This window comes from Candidatus Pelagibacter sp. HIMB1517 (assembly GCF_052047895.1).
Taxonomy (GTDB): Bacteria; Pseudomonadota; Alphaproteobacteria; order Pelagibacterales; family Pelagibacteraceae; genus HIMB114.
The window spans coordinates 45,561-70,809 of sequence record NZ_JBNAIW010000009.1 but is presented as its reverse complement, the minus strand read 5'-3'; the positions used below and the strand labels follow the sequence as shown (position 1 = coordinate 70,809).

Annotated in this window: 35 protein-coding genes and 1 tRNA gene; 23 read left to right on the top strand and 13 right to left on the bottom strand. The window is 29.5% G+C overall.

What is annotated here, in order from left to right; translation table 11 throughout:
• Together ACTTAT_RS05410 and ACTTAT_RS05405 are read left to right on the top strand one after the other, a co-directional pair.
• A partial coding sequence (locus ACTTAT_RS05410; protein WP_440680022.1) for an FkbM family methyltransferase occupies nt 1–481 on the top strand: 481 nt, incomplete at its 5' end.
• Complete coding sequence (locus tag ACTTAT_RS05405; RefSeq protein WP_440680021.1) at nt 474–1,475, top strand: glycosyltransferase family 9 protein; 1,002 nt, start codon at nt 474–476, stop codon at nt 1,473–1,475. The genes ACTTAT_RS05410 and ACTTAT_RS05405, both read left to right, overlap by 8 nt.
• Here ACTTAT_RS05405 and ACTTAT_RS05400 read toward each other — a convergent pair.
• Nucleotides 1,472–1,936: a peroxiredoxin gene (locus ACTTAT_RS05400; RefSeq protein ID WP_440680020.1), complete on the bottom strand. Its 465-nt coding sequence runs from the start codon at nt 1,934–1,936 to the stop codon at nt 1,472–1,474. The genes ACTTAT_RS05405 and ACTTAT_RS05400 overlap by 4 nt on opposite strands.
• 28 nt (nt 1,937–1,964) lie before the next feature.
• Between ACTTAT_RS05400 and ACTTAT_RS05395 the strand changes: the two genes are divergently transcribed.
• A complete protein-coding gene (locus ACTTAT_RS05395) occupies nt 1,965–2,357 on the top strand; it encodes a rhodanese-like domain-containing protein (protein WP_440680019.1) in 393 nt (130 codons plus the stop codon).
• Between the two features lies 1 nt (nt 2,358).
• Here the strand turns inward: ACTTAT_RS05395 and ACTTAT_RS05390 are convergent, their stop codons facing one another.
• Both ACTTAT_RS05390 and ACTTAT_RS05385 read right to left on the bottom strand, forming a co-directional pair.
• Nucleotides 2,359–2,943 (bottom strand): 2-hydroxychromene-2-carboxylate isomerase, encoded by a 585-nt coding sequence (locus ACTTAT_RS05390; protein WP_440680018.1) that lies wholly within the window; start codon nt 2,941–2,943, stop codon nt 2,359–2,361.
• Entirely contained in the window at nt 2,943–3,449 is a 507-nt protein-coding gene (locus ACTTAT_RS05385) for an ABA4-like family protein (RefSeq protein ID WP_440680017.1), read from the bottom strand. Before ACTTAT_RS05385 ends, ACTTAT_RS05390 begins: the two co-directional genes overlap by 1 nt.
• Before the next feature lie 22 nt (nt 3,450–3,471).
• Between ACTTAT_RS05385 and ACTTAT_RS05380 the strand changes: the two genes are divergently transcribed.
• A complete protein-coding gene (locus ACTTAT_RS05380) occupies nt 3,472–4,032 on the top strand; it encodes a regulatory protein RecX (RefSeq protein ID WP_440680016.1) in 561 nt (186 codons plus the stop codon).
• Between the two features lies 1 nt (nt 4,033).
• Here the strand turns inward: ACTTAT_RS05380 and ACTTAT_RS05375 are convergent, their stop codons facing one another.
• Genes ACTTAT_RS05375 through ACTTAT_RS05365 form a run of 3 tightly spaced genes read right to left on the bottom strand, consistent with a single transcriptional unit; the run spans nt 4,034 to nt 5,107 of the window.
• A complete protein-coding gene (locus ACTTAT_RS05375) occupies nt 4,034–4,171 on the bottom strand; it encodes a hypothetical protein (RefSeq protein WP_440680015.1) in 138 nt (45 codons plus the stop codon).
• Nucleotides 4,171–4,944 carry a 3'(2'),5'-bisphosphate nucleotidase CysQ family protein gene (locus tag ACTTAT_RS05370; RefSeq protein ID WP_440680014.1) on the bottom strand — a complete coding sequence of 258 codons (774 nt, stop codon included), beginning with the start codon at nt 4,942–4,944 and terminating at the stop codon, nt 4,171–4,173. Before ACTTAT_RS05370 ends, ACTTAT_RS05375 begins: the two co-directional genes overlap by 1 nt.
• A complete protein-coding gene (locus ACTTAT_RS05365; RefSeq protein WP_440680013.1) occupies nt 4,934–5,107 on the bottom strand; it encodes a DUF3553 domain-containing protein in 174 nt (57 codons plus the stop codon). Before ACTTAT_RS05365 ends, ACTTAT_RS05370 begins: the two co-directional genes overlap by 11 nt.
• A 54-nt stretch (nt 5,108–5,161) precedes the next feature.
• On the opposite strand from ACTTAT_RS05365, the gene mnmA reads away from it, so the two are divergent.
• From mnmA to ACTTAT_RS05315, 10 genes are all read left to right on the top strand, one after another.
• Entirely contained in the window at nt 5,162–6,274 is a 1,113-nt protein-coding gene (gene mnmA, locus ACTTAT_RS05360; RefSeq protein ID WP_440680023.1) for a tRNA 2-thiouridine(34) synthase MnmA, read from the top strand.
• Nucleotides 6,275–6,423: 149 nt separating this feature from the next.
• Nucleotides 6,424–6,618 (top strand): hypothetical protein, encoded by a 195-nt coding sequence (locus ACTTAT_RS05355; RefSeq protein ID WP_009360003.1) that lies wholly within the window; start codon nt 6,424–6,426, stop codon nt 6,616–6,618.
• A 19-nt stretch (nt 6,619–6,637) separates the two neighbouring features.
• On the top strand, nt 6,638–7,243 hold the full coding sequence (locus ACTTAT_RS05350; RefSeq protein ID WP_440680012.1) for a LysE family translocator: 606 nt from the start codon (nt 6,638–6,640) through the stop codon (nt 7,241–7,243).
• The gene (locus ACTTAT_RS05345) at nt 7,240–7,659 is read left to right on the top strand and encodes a secondary thiamine-phosphate synthase enzyme YjbQ (protein WP_440680011.1); all 420 of its coding nucleotides are present in this window, start codon (nt 7,240–7,242) and stop codon (nt 7,657–7,659) included. The genes ACTTAT_RS05350 and ACTTAT_RS05345 overlap by 4 nt, the downstream gene beginning before the upstream one ends.
• Nucleotides 7,660–7,701: 42 nt before the next feature.
• Nucleotides 7,702–8,235 carry an EF-hand domain-containing protein gene (locus tag ACTTAT_RS05340; RefSeq protein ID WP_440680010.1) on the top strand — a complete coding sequence of 178 codons (534 nt, stop codon included), beginning with the start codon at nt 7,702–7,704 and terminating at the stop codon, nt 8,233–8,235.
• Between the two features lie 61 nt (nt 8,236–8,296).
• Complete coding sequence (locus ACTTAT_RS05335; protein WP_440680009.1) at nt 8,297–10,489, top strand: malate synthase G; 2,193 nt, start codon at nt 8,297–8,299, stop codon at nt 10,487–10,489.
• A gap of 11 nt (nt 10,490–10,500) precedes the next feature.
• Nucleotides 10,501–11,136 carry a LysE family translocator gene (locus ACTTAT_RS05330; protein ID WP_440680008.1) on the top strand — a complete coding sequence of 212 codons (636 nt, stop codon included), beginning with the start codon at nt 10,501–10,503 and terminating at the stop codon, nt 11,134–11,136.
• 64 nt (nt 11,137–11,200) lie between these two features.
• Nucleotides 11,201–11,277: transfer RNA gene (locus ACTTAT_RS05325), tRNA-Met, on the top strand.
• A 30-nt stretch (nt 11,278–11,307) separates the two neighbouring features.
• Nucleotides 11,308–11,739: a carbonic anhydrase gene (locus tag ACTTAT_RS05320; protein ID WP_440680007.1), complete on the top strand. Its 432-nt coding sequence runs from the start codon at nt 11,308–11,310 to the stop codon at nt 11,737–11,739.
• A gap of 5 nt (nt 11,740–11,744) precedes the next feature.
• On the top strand, nt 11,745–12,026 hold the full coding sequence (locus tag ACTTAT_RS05315) for a hypothetical protein (protein ID WP_440680006.1): 282 nt from the start codon (nt 11,745–11,747) through the stop codon (nt 12,024–12,026).
• A 1-nt stretch (nt 12,027) separates the two neighbouring features.
• Here ACTTAT_RS05315 and ACTTAT_RS05310 read toward each other — a convergent pair whose 3' ends face one another.
• Nucleotides 12,028–12,555, bottom strand: coding sequence for an adenine phosphoribosyltransferase (locus tag ACTTAT_RS05310; RefSeq protein WP_440680005.1), 528 nt, complete (start codon nt 12,553–12,555; stop codon nt 12,028–12,030).
• Between the two features lie 30 nt (nt 12,556–12,585).
• On the opposite strand from ACTTAT_RS05310, the gene ACTTAT_RS05305 reads away from it, so the two are divergent.
• The 5 genes from ACTTAT_RS05305 to ACTTAT_RS05285 all read left to right on the top strand — a co-directional run bounded on the left by ACTTAT_RS05305 (nt 12,586) and on the right by ACTTAT_RS05285 (nt 17,115).
• Nucleotides 12,586–13,452 (top strand): S-methyl-5'-thioadenosine phosphorylase, encoded by an 867-nt coding sequence (locus tag ACTTAT_RS05305; protein ID WP_440680004.1) that lies wholly within the window; start codon nt 12,586–12,588, stop codon nt 13,450–13,452.
• The gene (mtnA, locus tag ACTTAT_RS05300; protein WP_440680003.1) at nt 13,453–14,502 is read left to right on the top strand and encodes an S-methyl-5-thioribose-1-phosphate isomerase; all 1,050 of its coding nucleotides are present in this window, start codon (nt 13,453–13,455) and stop codon (nt 14,500–14,502) included.
• Nucleotides 14,502–15,137 carry a class II aldolase/adducin family protein gene (locus ACTTAT_RS05295; protein ID WP_440680002.1) on the top strand — a complete coding sequence of 212 codons (636 nt, stop codon included), beginning with the start codon at nt 14,502–14,504 and terminating at the stop codon, nt 15,135–15,137. The genes mtnA and ACTTAT_RS05295 overlap by 1 nt, the downstream gene beginning before the upstream one ends.
• A 140-nt stretch (nt 15,138–15,277) precedes the next feature.
• A complete protein-coding gene (speD, locus tag ACTTAT_RS05290; RefSeq protein ID WP_440680001.1) occupies nt 15,278–16,318 on the top strand; it encodes an adenosylmethionine decarboxylase in 1,041 nt (346 codons plus the stop codon).
• On the top strand, nt 16,318–17,115 hold the full coding sequence (locus tag ACTTAT_RS05285) for a carbon-nitrogen hydrolase family protein (RefSeq protein WP_440680000.1): 798 nt from the start codon (nt 16,318–16,320) through the stop codon (nt 17,113–17,115). The genes speD and ACTTAT_RS05285 overlap by 1 nt, the downstream gene beginning before the upstream one ends.
• Here the strand turns inward: ACTTAT_RS05285 and ACTTAT_RS05280 are convergent.
• On the bottom strand, nt 17,112–17,510 hold the full coding sequence (locus tag ACTTAT_RS05280) for a DUF6165 family protein (RefSeq protein ID WP_440679999.1): 399 nt from the start codon (nt 17,508–17,510) through the stop codon (nt 17,112–17,114). The genes ACTTAT_RS05285 and ACTTAT_RS05280 overlap by 4 nt on opposite strands.
• A 27-nt stretch (nt 17,511–17,537) precedes the next feature.
• Between ACTTAT_RS05280 and ACTTAT_RS05275 the strand changes: the two genes are divergently transcribed.
• A complete protein-coding gene (locus tag ACTTAT_RS05275; protein ID WP_440679998.1) occupies nt 17,538–18,458 on the top strand; it encodes a glycosyltransferase family 9 protein in 921 nt (306 codons plus the stop codon).
• A gap of 224 nt (nt 18,459–18,682) precedes the next feature.
• Here ACTTAT_RS05275 and ACTTAT_RS05270 read toward each other — a convergent pair whose 3' ends face one another.
• Both ACTTAT_RS05270 and ACTTAT_RS05265 read right to left on the bottom strand, forming a co-directional pair.
• A complete protein-coding gene (locus ACTTAT_RS05270) occupies nt 18,683–19,777 on the bottom strand; it encodes a glycosyltransferase family 4 protein (RefSeq protein WP_440679996.1) in 1,095 nt (364 codons plus the stop codon).
• Between the two features lies 1 nt (nt 19,778).
• Nucleotides 19,779–20,330 carry a thioredoxin family protein gene (locus ACTTAT_RS05265; RefSeq protein ID WP_440679995.1) on the bottom strand — a complete coding sequence of 184 codons (552 nt, stop codon included), beginning with the start codon at nt 20,328–20,330 and terminating at the stop codon, nt 19,779–19,781.
• 30 nt (nt 20,331–20,360) lie between these two features.
• Between ACTTAT_RS05265 and ACTTAT_RS05260 the strand changes: the two genes are divergently transcribed.
• Nucleotides 20,361–20,873: a gamma carbonic anhydrase family protein gene (locus ACTTAT_RS05260; protein WP_440679993.1), complete on the top strand. Its 513-nt coding sequence runs from the start codon at nt 20,361–20,363 to the stop codon at nt 20,871–20,873.
• A gap of 1 nt (nt 20,874) precedes the next feature.
• Here the strand turns inward: ACTTAT_RS05260 and ACTTAT_RS05255 are convergent, their stop codons facing one another.
• Together ACTTAT_RS05255 and ACTTAT_RS05250 are read right to left on the bottom strand one after the other, a co-directional pair.
• Nucleotides 20,875–21,492: a pyridoxamine 5'-phosphate oxidase family protein gene (locus tag ACTTAT_RS05255; RefSeq protein WP_440679991.1), complete on the bottom strand. Its 618-nt coding sequence runs from the start codon at nt 21,490–21,492 to the stop codon at nt 20,875–20,877.
• 4 nt (nt 21,493–21,496) lie between these two features.
• The gene (locus ACTTAT_RS05250) at nt 21,497–22,369 is read right to left on the bottom strand and encodes an NAD(P)-dependent oxidoreductase (protein WP_009360023.1); all 873 of its coding nucleotides are present in this window, start codon (nt 22,367–22,369) and stop codon (nt 21,497–21,499) included.
• Between the two features lie 81 nt (nt 22,370–22,450).
• On the opposite strand from ACTTAT_RS05250, the gene ACTTAT_RS05245 reads away from it, so the two are divergent.
• On the top strand, nt 22,451–23,611 hold the full coding sequence (locus ACTTAT_RS05245) for an MFS transporter (RefSeq protein ID WP_440679990.1): 1,161 nt from the start codon (nt 22,451–22,453) through the stop codon (nt 23,609–23,611).
• A gap of 33 nt (nt 23,612–23,644) precedes the next feature.
• Nucleotides 23,645–24,100, top strand: a complete 456-nt coding sequence (rpoZ, locus tag ACTTAT_RS05240) for a DNA-directed RNA polymerase subunit omega (protein WP_440679988.1) — start codon at nt 23,645–23,647, stop codon at nt 24,098–24,100.
• On the opposite strand, the gene ACTTAT_RS05235 is transcribed toward rpoZ, so the two are convergent.
• Entirely contained in the window at nt 24,097–25,242 is a 1,146-nt protein-coding gene (locus ACTTAT_RS05235) for a CaiB/BaiF CoA transferase family protein (protein WP_440679987.1), read from the bottom strand. The two genes, rpoZ and ACTTAT_RS05235, sit on opposite strands and share 4 nt — an antisense overlap.
• Nucleotides 25,243–25,249 lie beyond the last annotated feature (7 nt).

The following is a 25,249-nucleotide window of genomic DNA, read 5'->3' as shown; positions in this document are numbered from 1 at the left end:
ATTTAAATATATTGATTATTACTTATTTTTTAAAAATCACATACATCACCTAAAAAAGATAGGAAAATCGAAAAGACAAATTGATTTAAATAAAATTTTTAATAAATTTACAAAGAAACCCTCAGTTTTTTTAAAAATGGATATAGAAAATTCTGAATATGAAGTCTGCAATCAAGTAAAAAATATATCTAACTACATTAATTCATTAATAATTGAATTTCACGACATAGATAAACTAGAAAATAAAAAAAAAATAAAAAAGTTCATTAAGGATAATAAAAAATTAAAATTAATTCATATACATGGTAATAATTATGCAGGCTGCGATAGGTTTGGAGATCCTAAATGTATAGAGTTAACCTTTGTTAATATTGATTGTATTAATGTTCAAGAAGCATTAACAAACTTAAAGTATCCTCTAATAAATTTGGATTATCCAAATTTAAAAAGAAGACCCGATATAAGTATAAACTTTGACTAACGAAAAATTAAATATCGCAGTTGTTTATTCTCATCATAAGCTTGGTGATTTAATTTGGCAATTACCTTATATTAAGTCAATAAGTGATCATTATAATTCAAAAGTTACATTAATTGTAAGACCAAAAACACAGGCAAAAGATATTCTAAAAGACGAAAGTTATATCGATGATTTTTTTTACTGCAAATTTAGAAAAAAACTTTGGTATTTTATAGAGGTTTTTATTTTATATTTGTTTTATAAGAAAAAAAAATTCACACATGTTTTTATCTTAGATAAAATTTCAAGACCTGCTATTGCTGCTAAATTAGCAAAAGTAAGCAATATAATTGGTCCAGGAATCAAATCACAAAAAAAATGGTTAACAACAGAGTTATTTTTGACAGAAAATGATTATAAAAATTTAAATTATTCAGAACAATCAGAAAAAATTTTAAAATTCCAAAAGATATCAATTAAAGAAAAAATACCTAAAATAAATATAAGAAAACAAACTCTTTCAGTTATAAAACCCAATATTAAAGAAGAAAAAAAATATGTTTCTTTCGGAGTAGATTCTTTTGAATTGTATAAAATGTGGTATGAAGAGCAATTTGCAGAGTTGGCAAATAAATTTCATGAAAATCGAATAGCTGAAAAATTCTTTTTGATTGCGTCACCAGATAACTCGGAAGTTGTAAAAAAAATAATTGATTTGTCCGGAAGAGATATTTTTTATGATTGTTCAAAATTAAATCTTTTGCAAGTTATTAAAGTAATTAAGAATTCTATTTTTTTTGTAGGTAATAACTCTGGTCCCTTAAATCTTGCTTCAGCTCTTCAAGTTAATGCGTATGGCCTGATAGGTAATGCAAAAGTTAGCGAATTAACTAATAGTAATATTAAACCAATTCTTCCACCGTCTTATGAAAATGTTTTCAAAAAAGATAGGTTAGAAATGAAAAAAATAAATACTCAAGAAGTATATAACTTTATAACTTCAGATTTATTTTAAATTATATCTTTTAAAAATTGCAAAATTATTTTTGAGTGATCTTTTACTTTAACATTGTTCCAAATTTTTATTACCTTTTGATTTTTTCCAATAAGAACGGTTGTTCTTTTTATACCCATAAATTTTTTTCCATACATTGATTTTTCACCCCAAGCGCCAAGTTCTTTTATAAGTTTAATATTTTCATCAGATAGCAATTCAAATGGTAATTTAAACTTTGATTTAAATTTTAAATGACTTTCGATACTATCTTTTGAAACTCCAATAATCTCGGTATTTAATTTTTTATATTTTTTGTAATCTTTTGCAAACTCAATAGACTCTGTAGTGCAACCTGGCGTATTATCTTTTGGATAAACATAAATAATTAAATTTTGTTTTAAATCTTTTTTTAAGTGGAAAATCTTTCCATTTGTTGATGGCAATTTAAAGTCTTTTAATAATTTATTTTCTTTAATCATAATAATTTAAAATTTATAATGTCTTATTATGAAATTAAAAACATCTAAAGAGCTTGTTGATGAAGCTATGGATAAAATTAAAACTTTATCTCCTATAGAATTTAAAGAGTTACAAAAACAAAAACCAGATTTAGTATTGATTGATATTAGAGATATTAGGGAGCTTAAGAAAACAGGAAAAATCAAAGGCGCAAAACATATGCCACGTGGCATGCTTGAATTTTGGTTAGATCCAGAGAGTCCATATTATAAAAAAGATATCACGCCAGATAAAACAAAAGTTTTATATTGTGCTTCAAATTGGAGAAGTGCTTTAGCTGCATTAACAATTCAAGAAATGGGTTTTAATAATGTTTCTCATATTAAAGGTGGGTTTCAGGCTATGGTAGATGAGGGTTTTGAAACTGAAATAATTGATTAATTTATTTTTTTGCCTCTCGAAAAACAAAATCTAACCTGTCTTGACCAAAAAACATTTTAGATCCAACAATGAAAGTAGGCGCTCCAAAAACGCCTTTTTTAAAAGCATTACTGGTTTTTGTTTTTAAATCATCTTTAATTTTTTGATTACTTAATTTTTCAATAAAACTTTTTGGATTAATGTCCATGTTTTTAATAAAACGTTCTAAAATTTTACCATCATTTAAGTTAAGCGAGTCTACCCATGCCGCTTTGTAAAATTGATCAACATAATTATTAAGAAATCCTTCTTTTTCAGCGACTAAAGCACCTCTCATTATATTTACTGTCTTTAATGGAAAGTATCTATTAAACTGAAACTTAACCTTAAACCAATCTGCGCAAATTTTTAAATCTTTGATCATATGTTTGGCTCTTGATGGATTTAATCCAGGCGCTGTAATATTCGCTAATTGATGAATTCCACCAAGGAGTATTGGCATATAATTAACTTTAATTTTATTTTCTTTTTCAAAACGTTTTATTTGTTCATGAGCAAGGTAGGAGTAGGGACTACTAATATCAAAATAAAAATCAATTTTTTTCATTATTCATGCAGCTTTAATTTTTGAGCAATTAATAATCTCAAAAATAAATATAAAAATAAACCTACAGGCCCACTAAAATAAGTTAAAATCAGAGGGAATATTACAATATACTTGTGAATATTTAATCTTATCGCATCATTTGCGATCCAAACACCGAGGAATAAACTTAATGTTAAAAAATGTATCCAAAAAATTAAAACAAACAGTGTATTATCCATTAAAGACATTAGCTCATCTAACCCCAAATAAAGCCTAAAGTTATTTAAGACATCGAGAGGATCTTTTTTTATTAAATTCTCAAATGCTCCAGAAGGGTAAATTTGCTCAAAAGCTAAATAGCCATATGTGAGCGCTAAAATAAAAGGGATAAATAAGTTGTTAACTAAACCTTGAGTAATTTTTGAACTTGGAAAAAAAATAATTAACAGCCAAAGTGGAATTACACCAATATTTGCAAATTGGTATATCATTTCTAAGGTAAAAAAATCTTTGATCGTTTCTAACATATGGTAACGTCCTAGTTTATATATGAATCAATCTAAATCAATCCATCAAAACTTAGATACAGTAGAAGAAATAAAGGAATTAGCTCTAAAGTATTTAGATAAATATCAACCTTCAAAAAAAAGTTTGCAGATTTATTTATTCAGAAAAGCAATTGATGCTCAAAGTAATACAATTGAAAAAAGTGAGATTATAAAAAAAATTGATATTGTTTTAGATGATTTAGAAGAAAAAGGTATTTTAAATGATACTCTTTATTCTGAAATTAAATCAAAGAATTTTTTAAAACGTGGCTATTCTTTAAACAAAATAAAACAACATTTGTCCCAAAAAGGTATTGGAAGCGAACTTTTAAAGCAGACTATTGAGAAAATTCATAATGATCATACAAATCCTGATTTTTATTCTGCAATAAGAATATGTAAAAAGAGAAGACTAGGACCATACCGTCCAGATGCTAATAAAGAAATTTTTTATAAAAAAGATATGGGTGTTTTAGCCAGATCAGGTTTTAGTTATGATTTATCAAAAGAAGTTTTAGCTTTAGACAAAAAGCAACTCAAAATTTATGAAAAAAAGCTCTAGTTTATTTTTTACCTTTCTTTCGCTTTTCTTCTTCAACTAATTCATTTATCTTTTTTTGCATTGTTTGTCTTACGATACTAAAGACAATGATGCCAAAAATTGATACACTTACGATTATGATTAATATAGTCTTGACCATTATATTTTTGAATTCCTTCTGATTAATAATGAAGGATTTTTAAAACCCCTTTTGCCATATAGTATTTTTTTATTTTGATGAGTTCTCACAATTGCTCCAGCACCTTCTGCAATAGCATGGCCAGCGGCATAATCCCATTCTCTTGCTCTTGCTCTGGCAGCATAAAAGTCAAATTCTGAACTTGCAATCATGCAAAATTTTAGAGAACTTCTCATGCTCACAAAATGATTAATTTTATATTTTTTTAAAATTCGTCTTATAATTTCAGATGGTTTTGATGAGTTTGTTAATGCAATTTTGTCTCTTTTTTTTATCTTTGAACAATCTAATTTGATTTTTTTCTTTTTATCAAAAATTTCATAAGCTTTATTTTTTCCAAACGAGTAAAATAATCTTTTCTTTTTTGGTGCATAAATAATACCAGCTACAGGTTTTTGGTTTATAATTAAGCCTGCATTAATTGTATATTCTGATCCACCTTTTATGTATGAACTTGTCCCATCGATTGGGTCAACTAACCAAAAAGTTTGTCTTTTTTTAATTTTTGTATTTTTAATAGTTTCTTCAGAAACAACTTCTATTTCAGGTGATATTTTTTTTAAAAACTTTTGTAATATTTTATCAACCTCTAAATCACCATTGGAAACAGGTGTTCCATCATCTTTGGTAAATATTTTTAGCTTTTTTGCACATTGTATTGATTTAGATCCCGCCTTATAAAAAATTGGAATAAGTTTTTTGATTAGTTTTTGTGTATCAATTTTATTCTTCATATTTTTCCAAAGTAATTTCGGAGGTATTTATAGTTTTTTTTCCCGCATTTTGAAAATTTACTGTTACCTTATTATCTACAATTGACTGTACTTGACCGATACCCCAATCTTTGTGAGATGGGTGGATTACAAAGTCACCAGGATCAAAGTCATATACATGCATTTTAAAATATGATTATCGTGATATACCGATGTTATGAGTTTAGCAATCACAGATATTACAGAGAAAAATATACTTGGTTTTGATAAAGATAAATCCAAAACAAAAGTTGTTGTCGCAATGTCAGGAGGCGTTGATTCCTCTGTAGTTGCAGCTCTTTTAAAAAAAGATGGCTATGATGTAATTGGAATTACACTCCAGTTATTTGATTACGGAAAAATTGGAAAAACAAAAGGAACATGTTGCGCTGGAAAAGATATCTATGATGCAAAAAAAGTTTGTGATCAACTTGAAATTAAGCATGAAGTTTTCAATTATGAGTCGATATTTAAAGACGAGGTCATAGAAAAATTTGCAGATAGTTATATAAAAGGAGAAACTCCAATTCCTTGTGTCGATTGCAATCAAACTGTAAAATTTAGAGATCTTTTCAAATCGGCAAAAAATTTAGATGCTGATGCATTAGCAACGGGACATTATGTTAAGAGAATATTTAATCATAGCGCCATGATGTATAGACCAGAGGATTTAAATCGCGATCAAAGCTATTTTTTATTTAATACTACCCAAGAACAACTTGATTATCTTAGATTTCCTTTAGCCTCATTACCAAAAACCAAAACTAGAGATATTGCCAGAGATTTAAAATTACAAGTTGCAAATAAACCAGATAGTCAGGATATTTGTTTTGTTCCAAATGGTAATTATAAGACAATTGTGCAAAAGCTAAGACCAGAGTCATTTGTTGAAGGTGAAATTGTAGATACCAAGGGAAAAGTATTGGGAAAACATAGTGGAATCGCAAATTTTACAATAGGTCAACGAAAAGGAATAAAAGTATCATCAACAGATCCTTTCTTTGTAATAAAGATTGATCCAAAGAAAAATCAGGTAGTTATAGGATCTCGAGAAGAACTTTTGGTTCAAGCTATTCATTTAAAACACATAAATTATCTTTGCGATAAAGAGCAATTAAATGGTAATTTTTTTGTTAAGGTGAGATCCACAGGAAATCTACTAGAGTGTAATGTGTCTGATAATGGACATAAAGTAACGCTTTCAAGCGGCGAGACAGGAGTTTCACCTGGTCAAGCATGTGTATTTTATAAACAGGATGAGTTTGGAACGAGAGTGTATGGAGGTGGTTGGATAGATAGAACGGAGAAATAATTATTTCTTTTTATTTTTTCTTCTATTTCTTCTTCTCTTAGATCCGATTTTTCTTCGACCTCGATGTTTTTTTGGATATCCCATTTTATGTTTTTTATTAAATTAAAAGTTGTATTTAGCAGATTTTTATTTTATTTACTAGATCGAATATGAGTTCAACTTTTAAAAATAACAAACCTTTAGATTTCACTAAAAATGAAGAGAACTCAAAAAATAATATAGATTACTTTAATTTAAAAGAAGATAGAGCCAAAGAGGACAAGCAAGAAAAAGTCCAAAGTGTTTTATTTGTATCTGCTGCAGCTGTTTTTATCGTAGCATTTGTTGCTATAATTTATTCTTAAAATAAAAATAACTTAATTTATGATTACTACCGAACTTTTTATCGGGTTGATTACTTTCTATTTTGTAATGTTTATGACACCAGGTCCAAATAATATTATGTTAACCATATCTGGCATAAAATTTGGTTTTAAAAAAACTATTCCTCACATGATCGGTATTCCACTGGGTCATGTTACACAAATTGCACTAGTAGCATTTGGACTTGGAAAGTTTTTTCAAATGTATCCTGATATTCAAAATATTTTGAAAATATTAGGGTGCATTTATTTATTTTATCTTGCTTATAAAATGTTCGGTTCATTAAATGTAAAAACTAATGAAGACAAGTTATCTGGTCGTCCAATGAAAATGTATGAATCTATTTTATTCCAATACCTTAACCCTAAAGCATGGGTAGCCTCGATGACAGCGGTGACTGTTTTTTTTCCAAATCAAGAAAATTTTATAGTTGGGGTGCTATTTTTAACATTAAGCGCCCCTTTGTTAGAAGTGATCGCTGTTACAACATGGGCAGGTTTTGGTGCAACGATAAGAGTGTTTATATCCAATAATAAAATAAAAAAATTTATTGAAATTTTAATGGCTATTTTATTAATATTAACTTCAGCATTTATTTTAATATGAAACAATTTTTTAAAGACATTAATTTAAATACAAATGGTCAAAAACTAATTGATTTTACAAATGATGTTTTAGAGTTTGTAAAAAGTTCTAAAATTAATAATGGAATTTTAAATTTAAGTATTTTGCATACTAGTGCTTCTTTAATTATTCAAGAAAATGCCGACTCTGATGTACAAAAAGATTTATTAAATTTTTTTGACAAGTTAGTACCTATGGATCCAAAGTTATACGTTCATGGTATTGAGGGTAAAGATGATATGCCAGCTCATATAAAGACAGCTTTAACAAACACTCACCTAACGTTAAGCATTAAGAATAGTAAAATGATTTTAGGTACTTGGCAGGGTATTTATTTATTTGAACACAGAACAAACCAGCAAAATAGAACAGTTTTATCTCATATTGTTGGTGATTAGTATTGACCAAACTTTAACATTCAACTAAAAGCTGAATTAATTATGGCAAAAAAGAAAAAAACCAAAAAGACAAAAAAATCTAAAAAAATTTCAAAGAGGAAAGTTTCAAAAAGAAAAGTTTCAAAAAGATCTGTTACTGCAAAATCCTCAGACAACACAAATAACATAATCTATGGAGCAATAGCCGCTGCAATTGTTGTTCTAATAATTTTTGCTTTCCCAAGTGGAAACCAAAAAAGTGAAGTTAAAGAAACGACACCAACTCAAGAAGTAAAAGATAATAAATCTCAAGAAGTAAAAGAAAATAAAGTTTCGGATATTAAAGAAACAAAAGAAGTAAAACCATTAAATATACCCAAAAAGAAAAAAGCTATTGATCAACCAAGTTTCAATGAAAAAGCTGTCCAAATAAGATTTGCTGAAATAGATTATAATAGTAATAAGAAAATCTCTTTAAACGAGTATCTTTATTATTTTGAAAATAAAGACGAGGGTAAAAAGAAGTTTAAAAGAATAGATAAAAATAATAATAGAAGCATTAGTTATAAAGAGTATTTAGCTTCTAAAAAAAGATAGTTCCCCATCTATAATAATATTAGAATTGACATTCTTTAATTCTTAGGACAATTACTCTTCCATGGTTTTGAGCAAATTGATTTCTTTTTTTTCAAATGAAAAAGACGTTGTAGTTGATCAAACAACTATTAATGGAAAATTATATAAATTTGTAAATTCTAAAATACTGCCAGGTACAGATCTTACCGAAAAAGAGTTCTGGGATGGTTTTGTGAAAGCGGCAAACGAGCTTGCCCCTGAAAACAAAGATCTTTTAAAAAAAAGAGATGAGATCCAATTAAAACTAGATGACTGGCATAAAAATAATAAAGATAAAATTGATTTTGAAGAATATAAAAAATTCCTAAAGGAAATTGGTTATTTAGTTGAAGAGAAAGAGAAATTTCAAATTGAAACATTAAATGTCGATGACGAAATTGCCAAAATTGCAGGTCCGCAATTAGTTGTTCCAATTGATAATGCAAGATATGCATTAAATGCTGCTAATGCGAGGTGGGGCAGTTTATATGATGCTCTTTACGGTACAGATATTATCAGCGAAGATAATGGTAAAGAAAAATCCGGTGGTTACAACCCTAAAAGAGGCGAAGAGGTTATAGCGCTTGGTCGTGAATTTTTAGATGTTAATTTTAAATTAGAAAATGGCAGTTGGTCAAATGTTAAATCTTTTACTAAAGAGAGTGATAATTTAAATATACAACTAGAAAATGGATCATTTACAAAATTAAAAAACCTTTCAAAATTTGTTGGTTACAAAGGAGATAAAGAAAGTTTAACTTCAATATTTTTAAAAAACAATAACCTTCATATAGAAATTCAAATTAATTCAAATCATCCAATAGGTAAATCAGATAAAGCTAATATCAGTAATATTGTATCTGAATCTGCGATCTCAACTATTATGGATTTAGAAGACTCTGTTGCGGCAGTAGATGCTGAAGATAAAGTAAAATGTTACTCAAATTGGCTTGGTATTATGAAAGGTAACCTTGAAGCAAAAATGCAAAAGGGTGGAAAAACAATAGTTAGAAAATTAAATGAAGATAAAGAGTTTCTAGATATTCATGATAATCCAGCAAAACTTCACGGCAGGTCTTTACTATTAATTAGAAACGTTGGCCATCTTATGACCAATCCAGCAATTAAATTGAACGATGGTTCAGAGATTCCTGAAGGTATAATGGATGCTTTTATAACTGTGTTATGTGCAAAATATGATTTTAAATTAAAGAAAAACTCTAGAACTGGTTCAGTTTATATTGTTAAACCAAAAATGCACGGACCTGAAGAAGTAGCTTTTGCAGATAAAATTTTCTCTAAAGTAGAAGAGGTTCTTAAGCTTGAACCCAATACGATTAAAATGGGTATTATGGATGAGGAAAGAAGAACTACTGTAAATTTAAAAGAAGCAATAAGAAATGCAAAAAAAAGAATAGTATTTATTAATACAGGTTTCTTAGATCGAACTGGTGATGAAATGCATACATCTTTCGAGGCAGGTCCTATGATCTTCAAAGGTGATATGAAAAAATCAAGTTGGTTAAATACTTATGAAGATTGGAATGTTGATATTGGATTAGAGTGTGGTTTCTCTGGAAAAGCACAAATTGGAAAAGGAATGTGGGCTATGCCAGACAAAATGAAAGATATGATCGAGCAAAAAATTGGTCATCCAAAATCAGGCGCTAACTGTGCTTGGGTACCATCACCAACAGCAGCAACACTGCATTCAACACATTATCATCAAATTAATGTTTTTGATCAACAAAAAGAATTAGCATCACGTGGTAGAGCAAATTTAGATAACATTTTAACTATTCCAGTAGCTGACAGACCAAATTGGTCAGCTGAACAAATTCAAAAAGAAATTGAAAATAATTGCCAAGGTATTCTTGGTTATGTTGTAAGATGGGTTGACCAAGGCGTTGGTTGTTCAAAAGTTCCAGACATAAACAATGTTGGATTAATGGAAGATAGAGCAACACTTAGAATTTCATCTCAGCATATTGCAAATTGGTTGCATCATGAAATTTGTACCAAAGAACAAGTCATGGATACTATGAAGAAAATGGCAAAAGTTGTTGATGGTCAAAATGCTGGAGATGAAAATTATATACCAATGGATGGTAATTTTGATAACTCAATTGCTTTTAAAGCAGCATGTGATTTAGTCTTTGAAGGCAAAGTTCAACCATCTGGTTATACTGAGCCAATCCTACATAGGAAAAGATTAGAAAAAAAAGCTTCTCACTAATCATTAAATAAATGTCGATTACTGAATTGTATTTTTATGCATTTGCGATGTTTATCTTGTTTCTCACCCCAGGTCCTGTTTGGGTTGTTCTTTTGGCTAGAATTTTTTCGAATGGATGGTCGGGTGGCTTACCATTAGCTTGCGGAGTTATTATTGCAGATTTTACTTGGTCTTTTCTAGCTGTAATATCTATATCTTCTATAAGTGAAGCTGTACCTTCTATAACAAAAACATTAACTTGGGTTGCTGCAGGATTTTTTTTGTATTTGGCAATTAAGTTATGGTTAAAACCGTCTTATGATTTAAATAACATTAAATTATCTAAGGTCTCATCAAAATTAAAATTTAACTCTATTTATTTGGAAAGCTTCATGACTGGATTGCTAGTCAATTTTTCAAACCCAAAAGCTATTCTTTTTTATATAAGTATTATGCCAGGTTTTTTTGTATTAAATCAATTAACAAATACTGATGCAGTAATAATTGCATCAATATCTGCTTTAGTTCCTTTCATTGGTAACATAATATTAATTGCATTAGTCTCACCCGTAAGACAGCTTATGCAAAGCCCTTCTGCTCAAAAAAAACTAAATCAAATTAGTTCAATACTTTTATTAATTGTAGCGGTTATGATTTTAGTACTTTAAGGTTATTTTTTCTTGAGACACAGGCGTGACAAGTAGGATTTTATATTGTAGATAATCCAGCAATGGCGGGGTAGCTCAGTTGGTTAGAGCACGGGACTCATAAGCCCGGTGTCGGCAGTTCGATTCTGCCTCCCGCTACCATTAATCAAGGAATCAAATTAATATTTCTTTATGACATCAAAATATAAAGCAATGGTTTTAAGTTGTATTGATCCTCGTTGTCAGCCAAAGATTAATAATATCCTAAAGAAGAAAAAATTATCTGGAAAATATAGTTTATTTTCAATTGCAGGATCTGCAGTTGGTGTGACATCAAGTAAATTTAAAACTTGGCATAATGTCTTTTGGCAAAATCTAGCTATCTCATTAAAGCTGCACGGTATTAAAAAACTTATAGCTGTAAATCATTATGATTGTGGTGCTGCAAAATTAGTAAATAAACAAAAAAAATTTAATAAAAATATTGAATATAAAATTCATCAGAATGCTTTTAAAACTCTTAAAGCAAAACTTAAGAAAAAGTACCCAAAATTTAAACTAGAAACAAAAATTATTACAGTGAAAACTCTTTTCTTGACTGTAGCAATGAATGAAATCATATAGATGATATGAAAAGTTCAAAGAATAAATCATGTCCATTTATGCAAGGTCACTGGGGATGTGTAGTTAAATTTTTATGTGAAAACTTTAAATATTTCGTAATTGGTGGCTCAATAATCTTAGCTGCAATAGCTTATGGATGTTTTTCAAAAACTGCAAAAGATAAATGTTATTACAAAAATTATAGAATGAAGTACCAAGAATTAAAAAAAATAAATCCAGCTTTAGATAAATGGGCAAATAAAGCTGAAGCTTCAAGATTTGCTTTGAAGGCTTGTAATATCAAATAATTTAGTGGCCTGGAAATTTAATAAGACTAAAAGTTTTATAACCTTTAGCAATTAGTTTTTTATTACCAGGAAGATCAAAAAGATCTATCAGGAATACAAAACCTGAGACTTTAGCTTTAGTTTTTTCAACTAGTTTAGCAGCGGCAAGTGCAGTTCCACCTGTAGCAATTAAATCATCAATGATTAAAACTTTGTCATTTTTCTTCAACGAAGATTTATGAATTTCAATAGTGTCATAACCATACTCTAATTTAAACTTTTGAGAGATAGTTTTACCAGGTAATTTGTTTTTTTTTCTAAGTAGAATTAAAGGTTTTTTTGTCAAAAAACTTAAAACAGAGGCAAAAATAAATCCTCGTGATTCAATAGCTGCAATTTTATTAAATTTAACTTTGCTTGAAATAAACCGCATTTTTTTGATTGTATAATTAAAAGCTTTTTTATTTTCTAATAGAGAAGTGATATCTCTAAATAAAATTCCTTTTTTTGGATAATTTGGAATACTTCTAATAGTTTTTTCTAATTTCATTTTTTTGATATTTAATATACCTAAACAAATATGAATAAATTAGCAATCATTGGAGGCAGTGGCCTTTATAATATCGATGGTATTAAAGATGAGAAGTGGTTAAACGTAGACACACCTTGGGGCAAACCCTCAGATCAAATTTTAGAAGCAAAAATTGAAGACAAGCAAGTTTATTTTTTGCCAAGACATGCAAGAGGACATAAAATTAATCCATCTAATATTAACTTTAGAGCAAACATTGATGCCTTAAAACAACTCGGCGTAACTGATATTATCTCAGTATCAGCTGTGGGATCACTAAAGGAAGAATTAGAGCCAGGGAAATTTGTTCTAGTTGACCAGTTTATAGATAGAACTTTTGCAAGAGTTAAAACATTTTTTGATAAAGAAATTGTAGCTCATGTCTCTATGGCAAAACCAACAAGCCCTGGTTTAATGAAGGCATGTGAAGAGGTTTTAAAAAAACTAAATTTAAAACATAAAATAAGTGGAACATATTTAGTTATGGAGGGTCCTCAGTTTTCATCTTTAGCTGAATCAAATTTATATCGTTCATGGGGATGTGATGTGATTGGAATGACTAATATGCCAGAAGCTAAATTAGCTAGAGAAGCTGAAATTCGCTATACATCTGTTGCGATGGTAACAGATTATGATTGCTGGCATGAAGATCACGAGGATGTTTCTGTTGAACAAGTTATAAAGACATTGTTGAGTAATGCAGATAACGCTAGAAAAATGATAGTAGAAGTTGTTAAAAATTTTGAAAACTTTATCGATCCAAAAGATCCAGCAAATAATTGTTTAGATACAGCAATAATCACTGATCGTTCACATTGGACAGAGACAACAAAACAAGAGCTAAAAAATATTGCTGGAAGAGTTTTGAAAAGTTAAATGAAAATTGATGGTAAGCATTATTTAACTATTTGGCACAATGAAAATGAAGACAATGTTTGTATAATAGATCAAACAAGATTACCTTTTGAATTTATAATAAAAAAATTAAATACTTATCAGGATGGCTTTGTAGCAATAAAAGATATGCTTGTGAGAGGTGCTCCGCTAATTGGAGCGACTGCAGCTTATAGCATTTATCTTGCCGCAAAAGAGAATGAAAATTTTGATTATATAAATGAAAAAATTACAAATATTAAAACCGCAAGACCTACAGCGGTAAATTTAGCATGGGCAGCTGATCGTATTTTAAAAAATATTGATAGATCAAATATTAAAAATTCAATTTTAAATGAATGTAAAAAAATTTGCGAAGAAGATATCAAAATTTCAGAAAGTATTGGAAATCATGGTTTAGAATTAATTAAAAAAATTAAAAAAGAGAAAGTAAATATTCTTACGCACTGTAATGCTGGATGGCTTGCAACAATAGATTGGGGAACCGCAACTGCTCCCATTTATAAATCTAGAGATGCTGGTATCAATATTCATGTTTGGGTGGATGAAACAAGACCTAGAAACCAAGGTTCATCTCTTACGTCTTATGAATTATTAAATGAAGAAATTGAGCATAAAATTATAGCTGATAATACTGGAGGACTTTTGATGCAAAGAGGTATGGTGGATATGTGCATTGTAGGAACAGACCGCGTTAGTGAAAATGGGGATGTAGCAAATAAAATTGGAACTTATTTAAAAGCTTTAGCTGCAAAAGATAATAATATCCCTTTCTATGTTGCTTTACCAAGCACAACTTATGATAAAAAAATTCTTAAAGGAAAAGATATTCCAATTGAGGAAAGATCTGATGATGAGTTAAAATTAATGAATGGTTTTGATCAAGATGGAAAATTAAAACAAATAAATATTTATCCAAAGAATAGCAAAGGATTTAATTTAGGATTTGATATTACCCCAGCTGAACTTGTTACAGGGTTTATAACTGAAAAGGGAATTTTTAAACCAGAAGAATTAAGAGAAAATTTTTAATGAATGAATTATTAATAAGAAAAAATATAATTAAATTTTCAAAATTATTAAATAAAACTAACCTGTCGCCACTAAGATCAGGAAATATTTCAGTAAGGTGCAAAAATGGTTTTTTAATAACTCCAAGCGGTATGAAATATGAGAAATTAAAAACTAAAGACATCGTATTTGTGAATATGAAAGGAGAGTTTAATAAGAGTAAAAACAAACCATCATCCGAATGGAAATTTCACAAAGATATTTATAAAAACAGAAATGAAAGCAAAGCGATAGTCCACTGCCATTCTAAAAATGCCTTAGTTCTTTCTTGCATTCGAAAGAAGATACCTGCATTTCATTACATGGTCGCTGTAGCAGGTGGAGTAGATATTAGATGCGCAAAGTATGCGACCTATGGTACTAGTCAATTATCTAGAAATATTATTACAGCTTTAAAAGAGCGCTCAGCTTGTTTGATAGAAAATCACGGACAGGTTTCATTTTCAAATAACCTAGAAAATGCATTTGAATTAGCCCAAGAAGTTGAACATTTAGCAGAACAGTACCTGGAATGTTTGAGAGTTGGCAAACCTAAAATTTTAACAAATTCTGAGATGAATAAAGTTTTAGCCAAAGTTAAAAATTATAAAAAATAATATTCAGGGTTGATATTTAATTGCTTACATATATACGTCTCCTCAAAAGGGGCTAAAAATCTTGTCGAGATCTCTGATGAACAAGGTTTTGAAGTTTAAGCTTTAGCAAGCTTTAATTTTTTTGAAAGAAGGGAGGCCTAATGAATAAAGTAGGCGAACACATCACATTAGATTTTCTTGGAGTATATGAAAATCACTCTGCAGAATTTTACGAAAAAATTTTTAAAAAAATTGCTGAAGTTGCAAAAGTAGAAATAGTAAATATTTCCAAATATGTTTTTACTCCACAAGGTGTAACCTTACTGTGTTTGCTTAAAGAAAGTCATATGAGCTTTCATACTTTTCCTGAAAAGGGGATTGTGAGTTTTGATTTTTTTACATGTGGCGCTGTAAGTCCAAGTGTATCATTAGAGATTTTAAAAAAAGAATTACCTCATACATCAGTAATTAAAAAAGATTTCGAAAGAGATACCGTTCATCATTATAAAGATATTTATAGCTCTGAAGGCATTAAAAAGTTTTATATGGTTGAAGAAGTCATTAAAAACTTCAAATCTCAAGCTGGACAACATATCGAAATATTAAAGCTTAAAGAATTTGGTAATGCATTATTTATAGATGGTGAAATTCAAGTAGCTGAGAAAGATGAAGAATTATACTCAAGTACATTTGTAAAATCAGGACTTGGGTTATCCTCGAAAAACTCAACCGCTGCAATTATAGGTGGAGGCGATGGAGGAGTCGCTAGAGAGTGTGTAAAAAATAATTTTGATTATATTGATTGGTTTGAATTGGATAAAGAAGTTGTAGATGCATGCCAACAATATTTACCTGAAGTTTTTAAAAATATTCACAAAAGCAATAACGTAAATTGTATTTGGGGCGATGCTTTTAAAAATATAGTTTCTTGTGAAAATGAAAAATACGATCATTTGTTTATAGATTTAAATGATGATCAATTTTGTATTGATCTTGCAGCAAAAAATATAAATGACATTAAGAGAATTACAAAAAAAAATGGAGTTATTACTGCTCAAGTTGGATCAAAAGATAAAAAACCATCTCAAGTTAATAATTGGAAAGAAACTTTAGAAAGTGCATTTGGCAATTCAAAGATATCAGAAATCTATATTCCAAGTTTTGATTGTAGTTGGAATTTTATAAGTTCAATTAATAAATAATGAAGTTTAACGCTGCTTGTTTGCAGCTGACATCCAATGATCAGCCAAAAGAAAATTTAGATCAAGTCATAAAACTATCTGATCAAGCTGTTAAAGATGGAGCTCAAATTATTTTAACTCCGGAAAATACTTTCCTACTCACTTTGGATGAAGGTGTTTTGAATGAAAAATCTGAAGATCATGAAAAAGGATTTTGCATTAATGAAATCATTAAATATGCAAAATCTAATTCAATTTGGTTTTTAATTGGTGGAACACCAGTAAAAGAAAATAATAATATTTTTAATAGATCAGTTTTAATTAGTCCAAAGGGAGAGATGGTTACAACATATGATAAGATTCATATGTTTGATGTAAATTTACCAAATGGAGAAAGTTATGAAGAGTCTAAAAAATTTAAAGCCGGGGAAAGTTTATCAGTAACAAAATTACCATGGGGAAATTTAGGCTTATCAATTTGTTATGATTTGAGATTTCCAAATCATTATAGGCAATTAATGAAAAAAGGTGCTGATTTTTTAGCGGTACCATCAGCATTTACAAAAAACACTGGTGAAAGACATTGGCATATTCTTCTGAGATCAAGAGCGATAGAGAATTTTTGTTATGTTCTAGCCCCGGCTCAAACTGGAAAACATTTTAATAATCGAGAAACTTACGGACATTCAATGATTGTTTCACCTGATGGTGTTGTTTTATCTGAAAAAAAAGAAGACATTGGTTTGATAATTTCTGAGATAGATATTGAGAAAGTTAAAAAAATCAGGTCAGAGATTCCAAGTATAAGTTTTGATTAATATTTATCGTAACTTTTAACTTCTGAGATATTTGACCCAGATAATTGATTGATCTTATTTTTTATTTTAGCTCTGTTATCATTTTCGATATAGACACTTCTTGCTAATTCAATAAATTTTTCTCCAAAATCTTTATTTCTTTCACAGTCTCGCTTACCATCTTCGATGTCCCATAGTTTTGAATTGATAGCTTTTAAATCATTGTACAAAGATTTAATTTCATCAGTAATACTTACATCATTTTTCAAAGTATTATTTAAACTCTCAAGTTCTTTGGTGACAATTTTTGTTTTTTCAGTGTCTTTTAGATTTTTTTGCTTAATTTCTAAAATACTTATTTTATCTAATAGCTCACCTACTGATATTTCGGCAAAAATTTTATTAGCTGAATTCATAACTAATTGATAATACTTAATCAGCCTATGTCAAATATTCTAATTATTAAACATGGTTCTCTTGGTGATATAGTTCAGATATCGGGCGCCTTACAAGATATTCGAAATCAATTCAAAGATAGTAAAATTTTTATATTAACAACTTTTAAATTTAAAAATCTATTTGAAGGATGTCCATTCATTGATGAGGTAATAGTAGACAAAAGGTTACCAAGATGGAATTTTTTTTATTTATTAAAATTAATAAAAAATATCAGAAGTTTTAATTTTGATATTTGCTTTGACCTTCAGAATTCTTCAAGGACTAATTTTTACAGAAAAAATTTTAAAATTAAGAATTGGTCTTCTTCACTTACGGTTTTGCAAAAAAATGAAACAAAAAAACAATTTGATCAGGAAGGTGTTATAGAACGTTTTAAAGTTCAATTAGATAGATCTAATATTAATGACACAAGCCATGTATTGAAACCAGATTTTTCATGGGCAATTGAAGAAAGTTTTCAAATCAAAGAGCAAAAATATATTTTTTTAGCTCCTTTTAGTTCTCCAAAATTAAAACATAAAGTTTGGCCATACTTTAAAGAATTAATTCAATTATTAAAAAATGAATTACCTCAATATGAATTAATAACAGCGCCAGGGCCAAGTGAGATTGGTCAATGTAAAAATATAGGTCTTAAAATGATTTTAAATAATGATAAACCTACTAGTATTGGTCAACTTACAAAAGTAATTAAGCAGTCATCTTTTGTTATAGCAAATGATACAGGGCCAGCTCATATTGCTGCTCACTTAGGGTGTAAGGGTGTTGCATTGTTTGGTCATCATACTTCTGCAAAAAAAGTAAGTATTGAAACAGAAAAATTTAAAGCTATTGAATCTAACTCCCTTACGAAAATTACTCCTGAGCAGGTATTAAAGTTTGTTAAAGATAAAATTTTTACATAAAAAAATATTTGTAAAAACCAATAATCGAAAAAGGAATTTGTAGAGCAAAATTTGTCAGCACCGCCTTATCTTTATGGATATACCCATGAATAGTCCAAGCTACAATTCCTGGACCATGAAAAAAAATATTTAATGGATAAATATTTAAGTACATCAATAATATCCCAATGAAGACCAAGATGGTACCAAGCCACTTTAAATTATTTTTTATAAAATTCATTAAGTTAAATTTGAATAAGATCTAAATATTTTTTAATTTGTTTATCCCAAAAGAATTCTTCAGAAAATTTTTTTGCCTTATCACCCATGGATTCAAATTTATTATTTTCCATAATATTAATTAAACAATTATAAATTTCGTCATGCTTTTCTCCGTCACATAATAAACCAGTTTCATTATGCTTTATAATATCAGCTGCACCACCGGCTATTCCCCCAATAGAGGGAGTTCCATATTTAGCCGCTTCTAAGAAAGATATTCCAAAACCCTCAATAGATTTACCCACCTGTATTGAGGGCATAATAAAAAAATCCGCTGTTTTAATTAATGAATTTTTTAACTTTAAAGGCGCCTCACTTAAAAAAATAATATTTTTATTTAAATTAAGATTTTCTACTTGTTTTTGTAGATTTTGTTTTTCTTCACCATCACCAATAATAATAAATCTAAAATTTTCATATCTTGCTTCAAAATTTTTTAAGGCAAGAAGTGTTTGCTCCAAACCTTTTCTTTTTTCCAATCTACAAACTGTAATAATTTTTGGATTTGCATTGTTATAAATATCTAAGGCTGCATTTTCATCACAATCTTCATCAACATTATCAGTACCAGGATTAATTATTTTAATCTTATCTTCCAGAATTCCTTTTTCGATAGCAAGGTTTTTAGTGAATTCAGAATTTGCAATTATATACTTTGCTTTAGATAATGAATTTTTCATTCTTATATTTAAAGGGGAACCATTGGGGTGATTAATTTCTTTTCCGTGAATTAAACAAATTGTTGGCACTGATTGGCAAATATTTTTAGATAGTTTTTCTATACTCTTCCAGTGATCTGATATTAATGCTGAGATGTTTTTATTTTGATTAAAATAATCTTGTATTTGATTTGCCTTTCTAAACTTTCTTATAAATTTGAAACCTTTTATTCTTTGAATTTCATATTTTTGATTTTGATCAAATTCTTGTGCATTTTTTATATCTTCCGCAAAAACTTTCACTTTAGAATGTTTAGATAAATGCTTAGCAATATCCGACATTAAAATTTGCATTCCACCCATTTCTGGAAGAAAATTTCGAGTAGTAATTATAATCACTTTATTTCCACTTAATATTACATCCCATACTTGGATATTGGTTTATGGGACCATTTTTTGATTGTGAAATCTCTATCATGGCTTCCATCAATTCATTCTTACCTCCATCAACTGGAACTAAATCTTTCATTTCTCTCAACCTACCACGATATTGGAGTTCATGATTAGAATTATATCCAAAAAAATCAGGAGTACATACAGCTCCATATTTTTTTGCAATTTCTTGAGTTTCATCAAATAAATAAGGGAAGCTAAAATGATTTTCTTGTGCAAATTTTTTCATGTTATCAAAACTATCGTCTGGATAATTAACAGTATCATTTGACATAATTGCCACTGAGTTTACGTTATATTTTTTTAGACTTAAGGCAGTTGAACTGAGTTCTTTGATTATGGCCTTAACATACGGACAATGATTGCAAATGAACATAACGAGTGTTCCATTTTTCCCTGCAATATCTTTAAGTGTATAATTTTTTTCATCTACAGATTTTAAATTAAAATCATAAATTTTTTCCCCAAAGTTACAAATCGGTGTTTTTTCAAGTGCCATAGTAAATATTATTATATATATACCTTAATTATGATTCATCAACTTGGAGATAAAATCGTAAAAAGAGATGGAAAGAACTGGATTGCAGATAGTGCTAAAGTTATAGGTGACATTCATTTAAAAAATGATTGCAGTATTTGGTTTGGAGCTGTTTTAAGAGGTGACATTGAAAAAATCACAATAGGTGAGGGAACTAATGTTCAAGATAATAGCGTTGTACATACTGATGATGGATGTGAATGTATAGTTGGCTCAGGTGTTACGGTTGGACATATGGTGATACTTCATGGATGCTCAATTAAAGATGATAGTTTAATTGGAATGGGAGCTACGATTTTAAATAACGCAAAAATTGGAAAAAATTGTATTATTGGTGCAAATTCTCTAATTACAGAAAACAAAGAAATACCAGACAGATCTTTAGTTATGGGTTCTCCAGGTAAAATCATACGAGAAGTAACAGATCAAGAAATTGAAGCGATAAAAGAAAATGCAAGAAGATATTCTGCAAATTGGAAAAATTACGAAAAAGGTTTTAAATAAACTAAGGTGTTAGCCACTCAGTATTAACTGAACCGTTATCATCAATATTTATTTTTGCCCTACGGTGACCTTGAGAAGCTAAGTATAGCCATTCCATTTCTTTAATTTTACTTTCTACTACACAGAAGTTTTCATAGCCTATTTCGGTATCTTCAATTTTTGGATTTTTACCTTCAAGTTCTTCTGGGTAACCAGGGTGAGGATTCTCAGAAACCGATCCTGGCGCATTTGTTGCAAGATAACATTTTCTACTGATTATCATTGTTTTTTTCCAAGCCTCATCAGTAATTTTATCTTTAAAATGTATAGTAGCTTTCCCTTTTGCCCTTACCTGTATTTTCCTTTTTTTATTATAAAATAAAAAATAAATATTATTATTTTCCTTTAAAGCTTCTATTTTAGATGATCTTAGGTCAGTATGAAATCTTAATACTCTTCTATCTTTGAAAGCTCCCCTTAAAACAACTATCCTTCCATCTGATATTTGCCCTTTATTAACAATGACAACAGGTAACCTAAAATCCTCTGATCTATCGACTACACCCCTTGATAAGAGAGTCCAAATTTCATCAAAGATTAAATCTTTATTGTTATAAAAATCTGGAACTTTCTCGTTCACCTGATTACTTTTTTGGAAGCAGGGTTATTAGGCTAGAGGTATCAAACCTATTACCACCATTTTTTTGAACTTCTGAATAGTACTGGTCTACAATTTCAGTTACAGGAAGTTTTGATCCATTTGTTTTTGCCTCTTCCATTGCAATCCCAAGATCTTTTCTCATCCAGTCAACTGCAAAACCATAATCAAATTTATCATCTAACATTGTTTTAAATCTGTTTTCCATTTGCCAAGATTGAGCAGCACCTTTAGAAATAACTTCAACTACATCTTCAACATTTAGACCAGCATTTTGCCCAAACCTTAATCCCTCTGATAATCCTTGTACTAATCCAGCAATGCAAATTTGGTTTACCATCTTTGCGAGCTGTCCACTTCCTGCGCTACCTAAAAGTTTAATTTTTTTACTGTAGCAATCAATAATCGGTTCAGCTTTTTCAAAATCTGACTGCTGTCCGCCAACCATTACAGTTAGTGCACCATTCTCTGCTCCAGCTTGTCCACCAGAAACTGGGGCATCTAAAAAACCAAAACCTTTTTCAGTCGCGGTATTAAATAACTCTCTCGCAACTTGAGCCGAAGCTGTTGTGTTATCAATAAATACAGCTCCCTTCTTAACATTTTGAAATGCACCATCTGAACCAGTTGTTACTTCTCTTAAGTCGTTGTCATTTCCAACGCATGTAAAAATAAAGTCAGCATCTTTTGCTGCTTCAGCAGGTGTTGCTGCTGTTTTTCCTTTGTAAGTACCAGTCCATTTATCAGCTTTTGCTGAAGTTCTATTATAAACTGTTACATCGTGACCAGCTTTTGATATATACCCAGCCATTGGAAAACCCATGACACCTAAACCGATAAAAGCAACTTTGTGAGACATTTAAATAACTCCTTATAATTATTAATGTTTAATTTTCATTTTATAAAATCAAATTTTAAATACCTACTTTTTGGTTTCCTAATGACTTTCTGTTCAAGCTTTGGGCAAACTTTTTTCTTAGGTATTTTTAACCCGTTTATAAGACAAGATTTAAATTTAAGCCACTCTGAATTTGGTGGAATTTATTCAATTGCAACACTTGTGAGTAGTTTAAGTATTATTTGGTTAGGTAAGAAGATAGATGATTTTAAACTTAGGAATTTTGCAATTTTTGTTTGTTTATCATTATTTTTTGCTTCTATTTTTATAAGTCAATTATCGAGTCTCCTACATCTTATTTTTGCATTATTTTTTTTAAGGTTATTTGGACAGGGTTTAATGAGCCATACTTCTAGTACAGCTATGGCAAAATTTTTTAATAGAAATAGAGGAAAGGCTCTTGGTATTGCGTGGCTTGGTTTAACATTTGGCGAAGGTATTTTGCCAGGTCTAGTAATTTTACTTTTAAATTTTATGATATGGAAAAAAGTTTGGATCGTTATTGCGACTTTTCTTTTTATTTTTGTAATGCCACTTATTTTATATCTTTTAAGAGACTTTAAAGATAATTCTGAAGAACTAGATCAATTAAAAGTAAATTTAAACATTAAAAACTGGACAAGGGGAGAGGTTTTAAAAGATATAAAGTTTTATTTTTTACTACCAGCTGTTCTTTGTCCTCCATTTTTAATAACTGGTATTTTTATCAATCAGACTTTTCTATTTGAAAGTTCAGGGTGGGGCATTAGTTATATAGCACCAAGTTTTACTGCTTATGCAATTTTTACATTAATTTCTCTGCAAGTTTCTGGGTATTTAATAGATAGATTTAGCGCAATTAAAGTATTACCATTTTATCTCCTGCCTATGATAATAGGATTTATCATTTCTTATTTATTTCAATTTTCTCTTTCACCAGTTTTATTTTTCATTTTTATTGCAATTACAAATGGAACAGCAAATGTGCTTATCACATCTACATGGTCAGAAATGTACGGCACCAAACATCTTGGAGCAATTAGATCAGTTACAGTTGCGCTTATGGTTTTTTCAACCTCCTTATCTCCTGTATTATTTGGATACTTAATTGATGATGGGTTTAATGCTCAAAAAATATTTTTATTTATGGTTTTATATGCAATATTTGCCAACCTTCTTTTTTGCCTCAAAATAAAGAGTTATAAGCCTGTTATTACCGCTTGAAATTTCATGCTAAAATCATTATAAGCCTCGCCAATGGCAAGAGTCACAGTTGAAGATTGTTTAGAAGTTGTAGATAATCAATATGATCTAGTAATTTTAGCAAAAGAGAGAACTTTGCAAATAGGTGCAGGCGATAAACCTATGGTCTCTGAAGATAATGATAAAAAAACAGTTTTATCTTTAAGAGAAATTGGAGACAAATTATTAGACCAAAAGACTTTAGAAACACAAACTGTAGATAGAGCAAGAGAACATCCAGAAGATGCAATGGAACAAGAAGAGTATGATGCTCCAGAAGGAGATGCATTTGAAGAAATTTACAAAGGTGAAGTTTCTAAATCTGGTCAAGCTATATTGCCTTCAAAAAGATCTAGAAAAGTTCCTACCCCAAGCATGAAAGCAAATGATGTTACAGATGAAGATGATGACTTTTCAGATGATAATGCAGATGAAGTAAGCGATACTCCTGCTGAAGAGCAAAACTCTTAAGTTCCAAATTCTTTTAATATTTTTTCACGGTGTTGATCTAAATTAGGTATTTCGCCTCTAGTATTTTTATCCTCATATGAAGACATTTTAATTGGATTACCAGCCATTTTAAATTCACCAATTTTATTATGCATTGCGCTTACAATCATATTACGCGCTTTAGTTTGAGGGCTTTCAACAGCTTCTTTTATATTATTAATTGGACCGCAAGGTATCCTTTTAGCCTCTAGCACTTTGCACCATTCAGATGTTGTTTTGTCTTTAAGTTTCTCTTCTAATATTTTTTTAAGTTCTTCTATGTTTTTATTTCTATCCGCATTAGTTTTAAATTTTGCATCTTTATATAATTCTAAATCAAATACTTTGCACATGCCCTCAAACAACTTATCGTTTCCAGCGGCAATAATAATGTAACTATCTTTTGTCTTAAAAGCTTCAAACGGAGAGATAGACGGGTGTCTTGATCCCATTGGTTTTGGAATTTCACCTTTAGACAAATATCTTGCAATTGCGTTTTCAAGAATAGCTATCTGACAGTCTAACATTGATACATCGATATACATTCCTTTACCTGTTTTTTGTCTATCATATAAAGCAGCATTAATTCCAATTGCAGTAAACAACCCAGCTGTAATATCTCCAATTGAAGTTCCAACTCTTGTAGGTTCGCTATTAGGCTGACCTGTTACACTCATTAATCCACCCATTCCTTGAACCACCATGTCATATGCTGGTAATTCTTTTAAAGGTCCTGTTTGACCAAAACCGGAAGCAGATGCATAAATTAATTTTGGATATTTATCTTTTAAATTTTCCCAGCCATAACCCCATTTGGTTAAAGTTCCTGGTTTAAAGTTTTCAACAAGAATGTCGGTCTTATCTAATATTTTTTCAAAAATTTTTTTATCTTCTTCAACTTTTAAATTGAGAGCAATACTTTCCTTATTACGATTGAGAGACATAAAGTATGCTGATTGATCTTCAATAAAAGGTCCAAAGCCTCTAGAGTCATCTCCTACACCTGGAGCTTCAACTTTGATCACTCTAGCTCCAAGATCTGAAAGTATCATGGTACAATAGGGTCCAACCAAGACTCTTGTTAAATCTAGTACTAATAACCCTGATAACGGCCCTTTATTCATTGTTGAT